The organism is Pseudomonas sp. QS1027 (genome assembly GCF_002814235.1).
Taxonomy (GTDB): Bacteria; Pseudomonadota; Gammaproteobacteria; order Pseudomonadales; family Pseudomonadaceae; genus Aquipseudomonas.
In genome coordinates this window covers 1-14,612 of the sequence record NZ_PHSU01000006.1, presented here as the reverse complement: position 1 = coordinate 14,612, position 14,612 = coordinate 1, and the positions used below count along the sequence as shown (strand labels likewise).

The window sequence follows — 14,612 nt, the reverse complement described above, 5'->3', positions numbered from 1 at the left end:
CCTATTGCCAGCTCCTCTCGCTTTTCACCTGCGCTTAATGCCCCCCGAGATAGGCGTTACGCACCTCATCATTGACCAGCAGCTCTTGCCCTGTACCACTCATGCGGATCTGGCCGTTTACCATCACGTAGGCCCGATCAGAGAGCCTCAAGGCGTGATTGGCATTCTGCTCGACCAAGAAGATGGTCATGCCCGATTTAGCCAGGTCCCTCAAAGTCTGGAAGATCTGCTTGACCACAATCGGGGCCAATCCCAGGCTGGGTTCGTCGAGCAGCAGCAACTTGGGACGGCTCATCAATGCGCGAGCAATGGCCAGCATTTGCTGCTCACCACCGGACATGGTCATGGCGCGCTGGTTACGACGCTCTTTAAGGCGTGGAAAGAGCTCGAACATACGCTGCATATCCTCGTTCGCGTGCTTGTCGCCAATGGGGATGGTGCCCATCATCAGGTTTTCTTCGACGCTCATATCGGGAAACACCCGGCGCCCTTCGGGCGACTGGGCGATACCATTGGACGCGATATAGTGGGTCGACTTCGCAGCAATGTCGGCCCCCTGGTAGAGAATCTGCCCACTGCTTATCCGGGGCTGACCGAAGATCGACATCAACAACGTGGACTTGCCCGCACCGTTGGAGCCGATAAGACTCACGGTCTCACCTTCGTTGATATGAAGCGACACTTTTTTCAGGGCCTGGACAGGCCCGTAAAATACGTCAATCTCTTTCAGTTGGAGGATTGATCTGCTCATACCAGTTCCTCTTCATCTGCACCCAGATAGGCTGCAATCACCTTCGGATCGTTGCGAATTTTTTCAGGCCCACCTGTGGCAATGACATTGCCGTGGTCGAGCACCACAATATCGTCGGAAATGCCCATGACCATTCCCATGTCGTGCTCAATCAGCACGATGGTCATGTCGTGCTCATCACGCAGCAAACGGATCATGCCGCTCAGTGCTTCGGTTTCTTGAGGGTTGAGACCTGCGGCCGGCTCATCCAGGCAGATCACTTGCGGACGCGTGCACATGGCTCGAGCGATTTCAAGCCGACGTTGTTGCCCGTATGACAGCTCGCCCGCCAGACGATTTGCGCAGCCCACCAAGTCCACGACTTCCAACCAATAGAAGGCGGTGTTCAGCGCATCTTCTTCAGCCTTGCGATACGCCTTGGTGTTGAGGATGCCCGACAGCATGTTGCGGTTGACCCACATGTGCTGGGCAACCAGCAGGTTCTCGATAACCGACATTTCCTTGAATAGGCGGATGTTCTGAAAGGTCCGAGCCAATCCAGCACGGTTGATCAGATGGGTGCCGCCGAACATTTTGTAATACAAGCGGCTGGCGAAGCTCGTCGGTGACACAAAATCTCGGGCCTTGAAGGGCTCACCCAACAACTTGATGACATGGGTACTCTTTTCCCGGGTATTGAGAATGATCCGCCCGCCGGTCGCTTTGTAGAAACCGGTGAGGCAGTTGAAGACGGTGGTCTTACCTGCCCCGTTAGGACCGATCAGAGCAAAAATCGAGTTACGACGCACCTTCAGACTGACGTCGCTTAGCGCCTTGATGCCACCGAAATGCATCATCAGGTTATCGACCGAAAGAATAATTTCGTTGCTCATGAGATGACTCCTTTACGCGGGGCCACACCGGTACGACTGACACGGATCAGACCACGCGGCTTCCAGATCATCATCAGCACCATCAAGACGCCGAACAACAACACCCGATATTCGGAAAAACTGCGCAACAATTCTGGTGCAACGGTCAGCACAAATGCAGCGATGACCACGCCGACCGTTGAGCCCATTCCGCCCAAGACGACGATGGCCAGGATCAGTGCCGATTCAAAGAAGGTGAACGAGGTCGGATTCACGAAACCTTGGTAGGTGGCGAAAAAAACACCGGCCAGCCCCGCCGTGGAAGCCCCCAGGGTAAAGGCCGAGAGTTTTACCAGGACGTGGTTCAAACCCATGGCACGGCAGGCAATCTCGTCTTCACGTAGCGCCTCCCAGGCACGCCCAACCGGCATCCGCGTGAGGCGATGCTTGATGTAAAGAACTGCCAACACTGCCAGAAAGAGTACGCCGTAAATAAAGATGAATTTCAGGTCCGGGTTGTAGGCAGTGCCAAGAAACTCATGGATTGGGATACCCCCCTCCTTGGCTTTGCGGCCGAATTCCAGGCCGAAGAACGTCGGTAGCGGCGCGGGTAAACCGTTTGGACCTCCGGTCAGGGACAACCAGTTGTTGAGGATCAGCCGGATGATTTCACCGAAGCCCAAGGTGACGATCGCCAGATAGTCACCATGCATGCGTAACACCGGAAAGCCCAGTATGCATCCCGCCAAGGCCGCAACGATGGCCGCCAGGGGCAGCACGGACCAGAAACCCAGTCCCAAATATTGATACCCCAGCGCCAGACCGTATGCGCCAATGGCGTAAAACGCCACGTACCCCAGGTCAAGCAAACCAGCAAGGCCCACCACGATGTTGAGCCCCAAGCCGAGCAACACATAGATCAGCCCGAGGATCACCACACCCAATAGGTAGGCGTTGGCGAATTTCGGAAAGATAATCGCGACTACGATCATCATCGGAATAGCCCAGCGCAGTGCCGACTTATGATCGGGTGCCAGAACATGGACGCCTGCGCCTCCACGCTCGAGTGCCTGAGACAGGCTCATGCCCTTGGACGTCTGCAGAAACAGGCTGACCAGGAAGCGCCCAACTGTCACCGTAGCCACCAGCCAAGCCACTCGACTAGGCTCCAATTCGAAGCTGTAACCTTGCAGAACGACCCCCACAATCGGGCCGAATACGATCAAGGCCAGTAGGCCCGCGAGCACCGCATCAATCAGGCTTTTTTTGATCACATTGGGTTTGTTTTTAGCGACAGACATAGTTACACCTTCGCCACAAGTGGACGACCCAGCAGGCCTTGAGGACGGAAAATCAGAATCAGCACCAGCAACGTGAAACTAAAGACGTCTTTGTAGTCGGAGTTGACCAACCCGGCGAACAGCGACTCTGAAACGCCCAGAATGATGCCGCCGAGCATGGCCCCTGGCAGTGACCCGATCCCCCCCAATACGGCAGCCGTGAACGCTTTGATACCGATGATGAACCCGGCATAGAAGTCGAAGGTGCCGAAGTTGACCGTGATCAGTACGCCCGCCAAGGCCGCCATGGCCGCACCAATGACGAATACATACGAAATCACCCGGTCAGTGTTGATTCCGAGGATCGACGCCATCTTGCGGTCTTGCTGGGTCGCCCGGCACATCCGCCCGAGCTTGGTGAACTTGATGATGTAAGTCAGCGCTGCCATGCCGGTGAATGCAGCGACCAGGATGAAGATCTTCGTGTAGGTGATCTGCACGAAGTCAGATCCAACACTCAGGTGCAAACCGCCTTCCAGCAGAGTGGGCACCCCTTGCTGATTGGGACCCTGCGCGATCTGCGCATAGTTCTGCAGAATCAGCGAGATACCGATAGCACTGATAAGCGGTGCCAAGCGTGTTGAATTACGCAGCGGCTTATAGGCAATCCGCTCGATAACAAAGCCGTAGACGCCCGTCACGACAATGGTAAACACCAGCGTCCCCAGTATCAGGAAGGGAAAGGATTCCACGCCGAAGTACGACAGAACAGCCAAGCCAATGGCAGCCAGGTAGGCAGAGATCATATAAACGTCACCATGGGCGAAGTTGATCATACCGATGATGCCGTAAACCATGGTGTAACCGATGGCAATCAGTCCATACACTGAACCCAGTGTCAGACCATTTATAATTTGCTGAAGGAAGAAAACATCCACGATCAATTCTCCAAACAAGGATGAGTCCGCCAGAAACGCGGACTCTGGACGCAAGGGCGTTACAGCTGTTTGTAGTGACCGCTGGCATCCCACTGGTACATCACGTACGGGGAATCCTTGAGATCGCCTTTGCTGTCCCAGCTCTTTGAACCGAGAATCGTGTTCACCGAATGGGACTTAAGCCATTGACTGGCCTTGTCTCCATCCGTCGTCCCGGTGCCGATAAACGCGGCAGCGAGTGCCTGCATCGACGCATACGAGAACAAGGTATACCCCTCAGGCTCGAAACCGGCGGCGCGCATTTTGGCAACAACCTCTTTACCAGCCGACGAATCACGAGGGTCCGCGTAGAACGTCATCAGCAAGTCTTTGGTGTACTGAGGACCGCCCGCCGTCACCACCAACTGATCCGTCACGACGCAATCGCCGGAGATGAACTTAGCGTTCACACCCTGCTCGCGCATCTGACGCACCAGAGGGCCCGCTTCTGGATGGCAACCACCGAAGTAAACAACGTCAGGCGCGACTTGCCGAAGTTTGGTGACAAGAGAACTGAAGTCTTTTTCACCCCGTGTCAAACCTTCGTAAAGAACAACGTCAACGCCGGCAGCCTTGAGTTTGCCCTTGGTCACATCGGCAAGCCCTTGTCCGTAAGTGTCTTTGTCGTGAATGACAGCCACTGTTTTCGATTTGAGCGTATCAACGATATAACGAGCGGCCACTTCGCCTTGCTGATCATCGCGACCACACATCCGGAACATCGTGGACAACCCGCGTTCGGTTAACACCGGGGATGACGAAGCCGGAGTGATCGCGATGACTTGAGCTTCATCATAAACATTTGAGGCGGGGATAGTGGACGACGAACAGTAATGACCAATGACACCCACTACCTTCTCGCCATTGACCAGTTGTTTGGCTGCCGCCACCGCTTGCTTCGGCTCACAGGCATCATCGCCTTTGACCAAAACAATTTTTTCTCCATTGATGCCACCGGCGCTATTAATGTCAGCGGCGGCCTGTGTCGCACCCCGCCACATTTGCTCACCGAATGCCGCATTGGGACCCGTATGAGGTCCAGCGACACCAATTTTTATATCAGCGAAAGCGGTTGACGAAGTCAAAGCAACCGTCAGCATCCAAAACGAACGAAAACCCAATAGCTTGCGCGTATCCATAAAACTGCTCCATTGTTATTGATTTAGTTAGCTAATAACTTCAAACACAGACGCACCGTGGAGACAGCGACGCCCCAAGGTGCAATTTGAAATATTATCGACGTTGACGTCGGCAGTTAAAAAAGACCTGAACCTTTAGAACGTCTCCAGAAAAACGGAAACGCCTTCTTTTTATTTTTAATGGCAGGGGCATCTTCCTTTGCAATCGCCATTGACACCGCGACCATCAGTGCGCCCACCCATATCGAAAGCTGCAGACCCTGCCCGAGATAAAGTGCCAAAAACCCCGTGGAAAGCACAGGTGTTGCATAACTTAAAACCGCCACCTGTTGGTGATCTGCTTTTTTCATCGCAAAATCCCAGAGGTAAAAGGCACCGCCCATGGGCCCCACCCCCATGTACAATAACGCCACGCTCTCGCTGCCCGTCAATGAGGGCCACTGAGCGGTACTCCGATAGAGGATAAGACACACCACCCCGGAAACGATGCAAAAAAGACCGACGGAGGCACTTCGAACGTTTGGATAGCTTTTCGCGGTTAACGAGTATCCTGCCCACACAACAGCAGATACGAATGCCAATACGTAACCTATCCAACCATTCATACCAACCTTCTGTGTCGGGTCACAACTGATCACCGCTCCCGCAAAACCCGCCGCTCCGGCGAGCAGGCAACGAAAAGAGACGTTTCCCCCTCTAACAAAGACCGGCCCCAGCAGGACAATCATCACGGGCCATAGGTAGTGAACAAGGCTCACGCCTATAGGGTCCGCCAACTGCAAAGCATAAAAATAAATAACGTGATAACCCAGCATGCACGCCGTCCCCACCAGGAACAAACGCTTCGGCATCCCCCAAGAACGAACCCAAGGCAACCCCATCAGCCCGCCGATGGTCAATGCCGCCCCTGTGATAAACAGGGGGTTCACCTCACGACAGAAGGTGACGCTAACGGCCAGCGTACTCCATATCAAAATCGCACCGAGCGCAGCCAATATATACAACGGAGATTTTGAACTGCTCAATACACCACTCACGGCTGACGACTCAACTGAAAAATCTTATAACCATCCGCCTTATCAAATAAGACGGACACACATTTGTCATGTACTGCTCATCAATTGCTGATGACACTCAACCATCGCAGCCAAGCTGATAAAACGAAAATCGTAGGTCGCCTCCGTGGCAGGCACATGAATCGCGCCAAAACCTTCCTGATTATGGCGACGATGAATCCATGCACTGGCCAACCCCGCCGCATTGGCGGGAACATGATCGTGATACAAACTTTCCGCCACATGCAAAATCGAGCTTTTCTCAAACCCAAGCTTTCCTATTGCATTAATCATGTACGTAAAATTTTTGGGGGCCGGCTTGTACGAACCCACATCCTGAGCCGTGATCACACAATCAAAATCAGCGCCCAGTTTCGCACGACTAAACTCAAACTCACCACGATCAATATTGGACAAGATCGCTAATTTGTAATACCGGCCAAAATACCTGAGTGCCTCAATCGAATCAGAAAACGGTGGCCAGTTTTTTACCGAGACGCCAAAATGCTCGCGCTCTTGCGGATCAACCTCCAACCTCCACTCCTTCGCGATACGATCATACACTTTACGAAGGATTTCAGCATATAACGCCTTCGGGGTTTCTTTTTGCTGAGGTGACTCATGACGACCAAACACTTCGAGTATCTGGTCACGCGTCAGCTTTTTTTCCGAGCGATCCGCCAAGGGCTTTAAAGCATTGAATATTCCACTTTCCCAGTCAATCAACGTACCATAACAATCGAATACCATGACTTCAAAATCTGTCAGCCTCATACACTGCCTCTTTCCATTACCAGGTCATAAACTGGAAGTTTTCTGCATATTCCACTCCACTGAACAACCAAACACTCCAGTCTGAGCAGATACTTTTCTTGCACCTCATCACTCACGTTGACTCATAGAAAATTCACGTGGTGCTCGGTCACTCCACTTTACCACCTGTCTAATGCCTTACAAGCCTTGCATCCTCGCTGCTATGTATGAACAGATCTCTGACTGCTCCGCGTACGCAGGAGCGACGGCCCGCTCACCAAAAATACGTGAGGGCTACCGCAACTTTGCGGCGCCTCAGCGGCCGAATTATCAACGTCAGATAACGAAAAAAGCGAACGTGTACGCTTCTCGATGCCCACACTCGATCTGACACCGAACAGCCGAAAGAGCTTGGAAACCAGCAACAGTTTAATACCCATACTCGCGCCCCCTCTCTTTATCGCTGCGTATCGACGGCCTGCTCTGCCTACGGTGCAGCGTGACTGTGCCTCATCATAGGATCAGGCCCAAAAACGAACCACGTAGAAAAAATAGGAACTCGCAAGGCTTCCCTCCGTCTGCACGTTGAAAAAATCGCCTATCGGCCGGCTACCCAGGTACTTTTTTCGCTCAGACGTACGTTGACCATCGTCCTGGATCTGCCTTTCGTCAGAATCGAGACGAACGCGAGCGGTGTGAGTGCCCTCCCCCCAAAAAAAGGTGAGCACCAAAATTGTCCGAGCAACGACCTGAGATGCCGAACTGACCGACAGCCTAGCTACAAAGCTGTGATGACATGAGCCGTCAGCTTCGAACAAAAAAGTGTTATCCAATTAGTCACCGCCCCGCAACAACATTGAGCTCGCCGAGATTTACGATATCGCCACCTAGTTAATGCACCAGAAAGAACCGACAAAATCATTTCCAAAATAGGAGGCTATCTCTTGGTAAAAAAACCAAGCTATACATAGCGTCCCTCACAGAATTTATTCACTACGTCGCTTTAACGACCTTTTGCGCTGATAGGTACTAGTTCGAATAAAGAGCCACTGAAGAACGTAAGCTCATCATTCGAACTGAAACACATGACGCCCTGCAAGACACTGACGATCAAAAACAAGATATTGCAGCACAATAAGACAGAACAACCTGAAGTCGTTATTAAAAATAAAAACGACACATTCTCGAAAACAACTTTACATAAATCCAATCTCAGTGAATCCCCCCATGAAAAGCACATTACGCTTTAGTCACAAAATACTTTTGGTCGCAGCTTTGATCGTGCTGCTGGTTTTCACGCTGTTCACCGCGTACATCGACCAGTTGCAACGTAATGCCATTCATAAGGGGCTGGAGAATTACCTGCATGAAATGGGCGCCGTCACTGCGACAAACATCAGCCAATGGCTCGACGGCCGCATCCTGCTGATTCAAAACCTGGCGCAAAACATTGCAAGCAATTCAGACCCCGCCAGTACAGTCAACTTACTCGAGCAGCCCACACTGATTTCAACCTTCCAACACAGCTATCTAGGGGGAGCACAAGGCCAATTCACCATGCGCCCCGACGACAAGATGCCCGTCGGATATGACCCTCGCCCCCGTCCTTGGTACCTGGCTGGGCAGGCGAATACCGGCCCAGCTCTAACCGAACCTTACATCGACCTCAATACAAAAAAACTGGTAATCACAGCCGTCGCCCAAGTAAAAAAAGCGGGCATATCCTTGGGCGTTGCCGGTGGTGACATGACGCTGGACAGAGTTGTACAGATCATCAATTCACTAGATTTTGGCGGTATAGGGTACGCCTTTCTGGTCAGCGCCGATGGCAAGATACTGGTTCATCCAGACAACCAAGTAGTGATGAAAAACCTGTCCGATCTCTACTCCGGCGATGCGTTGAAACTCAACAGCAATCTAAGCGAAATCCAGGTCGATGGAAAAACGCGCCTGGTCACATTCGCACCGGTAAAAGGCCTGCCGTCGGTCAATTGGTACGTTGGTATTTCGGTGGATAAGGATATGGCCTACTCCATGCTGAAAAAATTCCAAACGTCGGCGATGATAGCCACCGCTATAGCGGTCATTTTCATCATCCTCTTACTAGGCATACTGATTCGTGTACTGATCAAGCCGCTCAATACCATGACCCAAGCCATGGAGAACATTGCCGAAGGCGAAGGCGATTTAACCCGCCGCTTGGTAATCCACAACCAAGACGAGTTTGGGAAGCTGGGTAACGCCTTCAATCTCTTCGTGACCCGCGTACACACCTCAATTCATGAGGTGGCATCAGCCAGTGCGCAAGTCAATGAGGCGGCTACAAGAGTGATCGAGGTATCGAACGCCTCTATGGCCAATTCCGACGAACAGGCCAATCGAACCAATAGCGTTGTCGCCGCCATCAACGAGTTGGGGGCTGCCGCTCAGGAAATTGCTCAAAACGCAGCCTTGGCCTCTCAACAGGCCAGCGAAGCGCGCCACCTGGCTTTAGACGGTCAGCTTGTCGTGGATAGTAATATTCAGGCTATGACCCAACTTTCACATATGATCAGTACTTCACGCGACCATATAGAAACGCTCAATAGCAAAACCGTGAACATAGGTCAGATTCTCGAGGTGATTTCCAGCATCTCCCAGCAGACGAACTTGCTCGCACTCAATGCGGCCATCGAGGCCGCACGGGCCGGCGAAGCAGGCCGTGGTTTCGCGGTGGTCGCCGATGAAGTTCGCAACCTTGCACACCGCACCCAGGAATCGGCGCAACAGGTGCAGATTATGATTGAAGAGCTACAAGTAGGGGCTCGCACCTCAGTGGGCACTATGAGCGACAGCCAGCGTCACAGCCAGGACAGTGTCAAGATTGCTAACCATGCCGGCGAACGCCTGAGTAGCGTCACTGAATGCATCGGCGAAATCGACGGCATGAACCAGTCGGTGGCCACCGCTACCGAAGAACAGACGGCGGTGGTCGAGTCCATCAATAGAGACATCCATGAAATCAACACGCTGAATCAGGAGGGCATTCAGAACCTTCAGTCAACTCTGCTAGCTTGCTCGGACCTGGAGCAACAGGCTTCACGACTCAAGCAACTGGTGGATAGCTTCAGGATTTAGTGGCTCGCAAGGGTCTATTCACGCGGATGTGACAGCCGTTTTTCTAGCTACTGGCACCAAACGCTCCCCCCCAAGTCGCTGAGAGCCATCGAACATGTGTGGGAGAAAAGCGCCAAGTCACCATCCGTCGCCCCCCATTGAAGGCAATCTCCGCTTGCCATTACTGCCTCTCCCCAAAATTCGCCCTATCCCGCATAGGACAACGCCTCCTCTTATTAGCACATGGCACTTGAAGAAAAAAACACAGCAATTTCCGAACCTATGCTCCATAGCCGCACTTACATCGAGTTGACGTGAATGTGTCAAAAGCAATGAATGCGAGGAAAAATATAGGCGAATTATTTTCTGATGGGGTTAAGTGCTGCGCGACTAAAGCCACTATTGGTGCAGGCGGAGGTTGACCACTTAAAAACTTAGTGCCTTCCAAGCCAGCATGCGTTACGACTTATGCTAGATGCAGTTACAACAATAAGATGCTTTCGCACACTAGTAGATAGTTTTTCACTACCTGCCTAATAAAAAAAGGGTGAATACATGTCAAAAACATACAAATCCAGCGCGTCTGAAGGTCAAGGAGGCACGTCACTTGCTCCTGGACTAAAGCAAAGACATGTCACAATGCTTTCCATCGCTGGGGTCATTGGGGCAGGATTATTTGTCGGATCAGGCCATGCCATTGCCGCGGCGGGTCCAGCCGTTCTGATCTCGTACCTTGCCGCGGGAACTCTCGTCGTATTAGTCATGCGGATGCTAGGTGAGATGGCCGTCGCATCACCTGATACCGGTTCCTTCTCCACCTATGCTAATCGTGCCATAGGCCCTTGGGCCGGCTTCACAATTGGTTGGCTGTATTGGTGGTTCTGGGTGCTTGTCATTCCACTCGAAGCCATTGCAGCCGCCGCAATTTTGCATAGCTGGTTTCCAACAATCGACACTTGGATCTTTGCGCTATCGATTACGTGTGGCCTAACACTAACGAATCTCTATAGTGTGGCCCGGTATGGTGAATTTGAATTCTGGTTTGCATTGGCCAAGGTAGCGGCAATCATCACGTTTATCATCGTGTGCGCGATAGCCTTGGTCGGTGGGCTGCCGAACCGGGAAGTCAGTGGTATTAGCGCACTGATAAGCGCCAACGGTGGTTTTGCCCCCAACGGATACGGCCCTGTGCTTGGCGCGCTCCTGACGACAATGTTCAGCTTCATGGGCACGGAAATCGTAACCATCGCCGCTGCAGAGTCCCATAATCCAAGCAAGCAAATCGCGCGAGCCACAAACTCGGTGATCTGGCGCATTGGCTTGTTCTATATTGTGTCAATTCTCATGATCGTATCCATTGTCCCGTGGAACGACCAAGCATTGGCAACTGTAGGCTCGTATCAGCGAGCTCTAGAATATCTCCAGATCCCCAATGCGAAATTCATTGTTGATGTCGTTGTGCTGATTGCCGTTGCCAGCTGCCTGAACTCTGCGATCTATACCGCTTCACGTATGCTTTTCTCCCTGGCGAAGAGAGGAGAAGCGCCTGGCTTTCTGAAGGTAACCACGATTGCCAAAGTCCCCCGTCAAGCTGTGATCGCCAGCACTGCCATCGGCTGCATTACGACGATAATCAACTACTTCGCGCCCGAGAGATTGTTTTCCTTTCTGCTTGCGACGTCTGGCGCCGTGGCATTACTCGTTTACTTGGTGATCGCGATCTCTCAATTGCGGATGCGCAAGAAACTGGTTTCGCAGGGGCATATTCTTGAATTCAAGATGTGGCTCTACCCCGGACTGACCTGGGCCGTGATCGTATTCATCGTCGGGGCTCTTGGCTTGATGCTGACCCTCCCTGCCCACCAAGGCGAGGTTTTGGCCACAGCGGGACTGGCCGCCATGGTTGTCTGCACTGGTTTTGTTGTTAAGCGCCGTAACGTATCCGCGTCTTGGGCACCTAAGCGCCCCTCCCAGCAAGCGAGCCGCTGACTACAAACGGTAAAAAAGCCCAGGGAGAGTGAATCGCTCTGGGCTTCCCGAGGCAAATAGGGAAACAACGCCAACGTCACAAACTCAACAGCCCTAGGCAGCCAGGCGTCAGTGTAGTGGTCAACGTATCTGAGCTGTTATGCACCTGGCACTGAAAGAGCTGGTGCCAATCAAGGGTTGACGGCAACCCGCCCTACTCCGGCCTCGGCAACCCGCCGAACGACCGAGGCAAACTGCCTGATCAACAGGTCATCCGATCCACCCCGTTTCCACAGCAAGCCTGGAGTACGCACAGGGTCGGGTTTTCCAGGGCGACGATACACAATCCTTGCGCAGGGCCAATAGCTGTTTCTCCAACAACCAGCCAGGTCAGGCTGTCTGATCAACTCGATCATCGGCATGATGGTGTTCATTTCGGCAACCACCAGAGGTTCGGCGCCAGCTGCCCGGAAGCATTCATCAAGCTCTGGCGGGTACTGAAAGTCGCTCGAAGCAGAGTCATGCGCAGATTGTGCAGCTCGATCATCCTGACTTTACGGCGCTTGGCCAACGGATGATAGTTGGCCACCACCAAGACCATTTCTTCGTTGTACAGCGGCTCAAACCAAAGGTCATGTCCCTCTGCTGGTCGGTAGGCGATCCCAAGGTCCTGCTTCCCTTACTCCAGGCGCTCGACGATATCGGCCCGTGACAACTCTTCAGCTGTCATACGAATACCTGGGTTTCGGGATAGGAAGCTCGCAATGCACTGGGGCACCAGGCGAGTATTGAAACTGTAAGTCGCCCCTACTCGGACTGTTCCCACAGTTGAAGCTGGCGACAAATGCAACGCATTAACCGCCATGTCGATTTGCCTGAGCGTCGGCAAAATTTGTGCTAAAAAAGTATCACCCGCCTCAGTGATCACTACACGCTTGCCAACGCGATCAAAAAGATCGACGCCCAACTCTTCCTCAAGTTGCTTGATCTGGTGCGACAGCGTCGACTGGGTGACCCCCACCAAGAACCGTTGAGCATGGGGAAGTACCGCCTCTCTCATACGGTCCTCAGTGATATAGAGGATGTTCTCAGGTACTCCCAAGTACAGTTTGGCTCACATGCCAGGATCAGGTACCAGGCGCTCATACACACAGCCATCGAAGACCTTGCAGAAATGCCAAACAGGGGGGGTAGCAGCCCTCGAGATGAACTCTCAGAGGAACTGAGGAGCTTTCATCTGACCTGCGTACGCAAGCAGGCTGCAACGGCCACGGGCACCGTACAGAGACCGCGGCATGTCGTTTTCCATCGATTGGCAGATGACCAGGTCATCGAGATCGTTCGGATACTGCATGACGCCATGGAGGTCAGGCAGCACCTTACTCTGGAGTTGAGAGGTAGTTAGCGGCGCACAGCCATGAAGTACCTACTCCCCCCTATTCACTTTGTACACCAACGCTTCTCCGCCGGATCAAATCTTCCTGCACGTTCCCCCCTGCGCATATAGACATCGTCCAGCAAAAGCTGATCAGTCGAACAGCAAGGTTCCTACACTGTCACCGGAACGGAATTTGTAGTCCTGGTCCCTGCTCTAGTCGCTACGCCATCGGCCTGAAAAAGCTTGTAGCAGTTGGGGTTTTGACAGCCCACTGCAGCGTTGGTCATTGTATCGGTGCGTACCGCTGACGTTGTCAGCACCATGCCCATGTAGCTTGGATCCGGGAAGCTACGATGCGCCATTGCGCATTGATCCACTCCCCAGGTCGCAACGCTTCCAGTAGCGCGACCGATCGACTGCTGTCGATGGAAGCTCTGCTGTTGCTTCACTGTTTCCCCCATACGGGCCTCGCCCGTATGGGGCAGGTCCTCCCTTAATCTTGGAGGCTCCATGAAAATGGAAACTGTTTTATACAAAGCGTTGGTCGCATCCAACGTTCCAGAAGTACACGCTACTGCCGTCATTGAGGCAATGGAGAAAGAGATGACCTCAACCCTTGCGAGTAAAACTGATCTCGCGGTGCTTCGTGCCGAATTGAAGATCGACATCTCCGAGCTTCAGAAAAGCCTCGTGAAGCTTGACGCCAAGGTGGATACCTTGAGCAAAAACCTGACGATACGTCTCTTGTTGATCATAGGCGCCGCAGCCGGTGTATCTTCCGGCTTGGTCACTTCTGGACTCAAGTACCTGGCGTAACACCATCCGTTGTACCCACCCACGCGGGGAATCCTTCCCCGCCGGGCGAAGTGTTCTCCGCGCTCCGCTTCATGAATCTGGAGAATCACCATGCCCAATATCTGCTGCAAAGAGCCTCAACGGCTCACCTTTTACCTCGTCAGCGCAGAAGCTGACACGGTGATCGAACACCGGATCCCTGCGATGCCCGCTGCTGGTCGGCCTTCACTTCATGGGTGTGGTGTTTGTCCGCCATGCCCACCCAACACCTTCTGTCAGGCCACTGATCTGTCGTCAGGTCGGCAAGACAGATACCTCACTCTGCGGCTCCGGCTACGAACAGGCCACATGCGTCCGTGCGGCTGATCGTCGTCACGCGGCTCAATTGATTTTGGGTGCCCTCCGCGGCGCCTGACCACGGTTTCAACCTCACATCCATCCATAGGGATTCTCGCCCTATGGGGCGAGCTCAGTCCCGCCCCCAGGAGTGCTTTATGGGAAAGCTACTGAATGTGCTGTGCCTACCTTTTCCGTTCATTCGGAATCCCTACGTCCCCGATTCGTTTCTG

11 protein-coding genes and 2 pseudogenes are annotated in these 14,612 nt (G+C 53.0%); 5 read left to right on the top strand and 8 right to left on the bottom strand.

The genetic code is table 11. The features are described 5' to 3' along the window. Window positions 1–34: 34 nt before the first annotated feature. The 7 genes from CWE01_RS06620 to CWE01_RS06590 all read right to left on the bottom strand — a co-directional run bounded on the left by CWE01_RS06620 (window position 35) and on the right by CWE01_RS06590 (window position 6,827). Window positions 35–751 (bottom strand): ABC transporter ATP-binding protein, encoded by a 717-nt coding sequence (locus CWE01_RS06620; RefSeq protein ID WP_100939734.1) that lies wholly within the window; start codon window positions 749–751, stop codon window positions 35–37. Then, complete coding sequence (locus CWE01_RS06615; protein WP_100939733.1) at window positions 748–1,623, bottom strand: ABC transporter ATP-binding protein; 876 nt, start codon at window positions 1,621–1,623, stop codon at window positions 748–750. Before CWE01_RS06615 ends, CWE01_RS06620 begins: the two co-directional genes overlap by 4 nt. Further along, window positions 1,620–2,903, bottom strand: coding sequence for a high-affinity branched-chain amino acid ABC transporter permease LivM (gene livM, locus CWE01_RS06610; RefSeq protein ID WP_100939732.1), 1,284 nt, complete (start codon window positions 2,901–2,903; stop codon window positions 1,620–1,622). Before livM ends, CWE01_RS06615 begins: the two co-directional genes overlap by 4 nt. Before the next feature lie 2 nt (window positions 2,904–2,905). After that, window positions 2,906–3,820, bottom strand: coding sequence for a branched-chain amino acid ABC transporter permease LivH (locus tag CWE01_RS06605; protein ID WP_100939731.1), 915 nt, complete (start codon window positions 3,818–3,820; stop codon window positions 2,906–2,908). Between the two features lie 59 nt (window positions 3,821–3,879). Continuing rightward, window positions 3,880–4,998 (bottom strand): branched-chain amino acid ABC transporter substrate-binding protein, encoded by a 1,119-nt coding sequence (locus CWE01_RS06600; RefSeq protein ID WP_100939730.1) that lies wholly within the window; start codon window positions 4,996–4,998, stop codon window positions 3,880–3,882. Window positions 4,999–5,114: 116 nt separating this feature from the next. Continuing rightward, window positions 5,115–6,035, bottom strand: coding sequence for an EamA family transporter (locus CWE01_RS06595; protein WP_100939729.1), 921 nt, complete (start codon window positions 6,033–6,035; stop codon window positions 5,115–5,117). Window positions 6,036–6,101: 66 nt separating this feature from the next. Further along, window positions 6,102–6,827, bottom strand: a complete 726-nt coding sequence (locus tag CWE01_RS06590) for a haloacid dehalogenase type II (RefSeq protein WP_100939728.1) — start codon at window positions 6,825–6,827, stop codon at window positions 6,102–6,104. Between the two features lie 1,206 nt (window positions 6,828–8,033). Between CWE01_RS06590 and CWE01_RS34200 the strand changes: the two are divergent. The 3 genes and pseudogenes from CWE01_RS34200 to gabP form a co-directional block, all read left to right on the top strand. Beyond that, window positions 8,034–9,065: pseudogene (locus CWE01_RS34200) on the top strand (cache domain-containing protein); the annotation flags it as partial. Between the two features lie 93 nt (window positions 9,066–9,158). Next, window positions 9,159–9,923, top strand: coding sequence for a methyl-accepting chemotaxis protein (locus CWE01_RS34195; RefSeq protein ID WP_371917130.1), 765 nt, complete (start codon window positions 9,159–9,161; stop codon window positions 9,921–9,923). Window positions 9,924–10,457: 534 nt separating this feature from the next. Then, window positions 10,458–11,891, top strand: coding sequence for a GABA permease (gabP, locus tag CWE01_RS06580; protein WP_100939726.1), 1,434 nt, complete (start codon window positions 10,458–10,460; stop codon window positions 11,889–11,891). A gap of 409 nt (window positions 11,892–12,300) precedes the next feature. Here the strand turns inward: gabP and CWE01_RS34190 are convergent. Further along, window positions 12,301–12,930: pseudogene (locus CWE01_RS34190) on the bottom strand (LysR family transcriptional regulator). Between CWE01_RS34190 and CWE01_RS06570 the strand changes: the two are divergent. Together CWE01_RS06570 and CWE01_RS06565 are read left to right on the top strand one after the other, a co-directional pair. Continuing rightward, on the top strand, window positions 12,907–13,275 hold the full coding sequence (locus CWE01_RS06570) for a type II toxin-antitoxin system RelE/ParE family toxin (protein WP_100939725.1): 369 nt from the start codon (window positions 12,907–12,909) through the stop codon (window positions 13,273–13,275). The pseudogene CWE01_RS34190 and the gene CWE01_RS06570 overlap by 24 nt on opposite strands. Before the next feature lie 483 nt (window positions 13,276–13,758). Further along, on the top strand, window positions 13,759–14,064 hold the full coding sequence (locus CWE01_RS06565; RefSeq protein ID WP_100939724.1) for a hypothetical protein: 306 nt from the start codon (window positions 13,759–13,761) through the stop codon (window positions 14,062–14,064). Window positions 14,065–14,612: the final 548 nt, after the last annotated feature.

Excerpts from the sequence above, each read along its gene's own strand:
- CWE01_RS06620 (WP_100939734.1), bottom strand. The coding sequence starts at position 751 with ATGAGCAGATCAATCCTCCAACTGAAAGAGATTGACGTATTTTACGGG.
- CWE01_RS06615 (WP_100939733.1), bottom strand. The coding sequence starts at position 1,623 with ATGAGCAACGAAATTATTCTTTCGGTCGATAACCTGATGATGCATTTC.
- livM (WP_100939732.1), bottom strand. The coding sequence starts at position 2,903 with ATGTCTGTCGCTAAAAACAAACCCAATGTGATCAAAAAAAGCCTGATT.
- CWE01_RS06600 (WP_100939730.1), bottom strand. The coding sequence starts at position 4,998 with ATGGATACGCGCAAGCTATTGGGTTTTCGTTCGTTTTGGATGCTGACG.
- CWE01_RS06590 (WP_100939728.1), bottom strand. The coding sequence starts at position 6,827 with ATGAGGCTGACAGATTTTGAAGTCATGGTATTCGATTGTTATGGTACG.
- CWE01_RS34195 (WP_371917130.1), top strand. The coding sequence starts at position 9,159 with ATGGCCAATTCCGACGAACAGGCCAATCGAACCAATAGCGTTGTCGCC.
- gabP (WP_100939726.1), top strand. The coding sequence starts at position 10,458 with ATGTCAAAAACATACAAATCCAGCGCGTCTGAAGGTCAAGGAGGCACG.
- CWE01_RS06570 (WP_100939725.1), top strand. The coding sequence starts at position 12,907 with ATGGGGAAGTACCGCCTCTCTCATACGGTCCTCAGTGATATAGAGGAT.
- CWE01_RS06565 (WP_100939724.1), top strand. The coding sequence starts at position 13,759 with ATGAAAATGGAAACTGTTTTATACAAAGCGTTGGTCGCATCCAACGTT.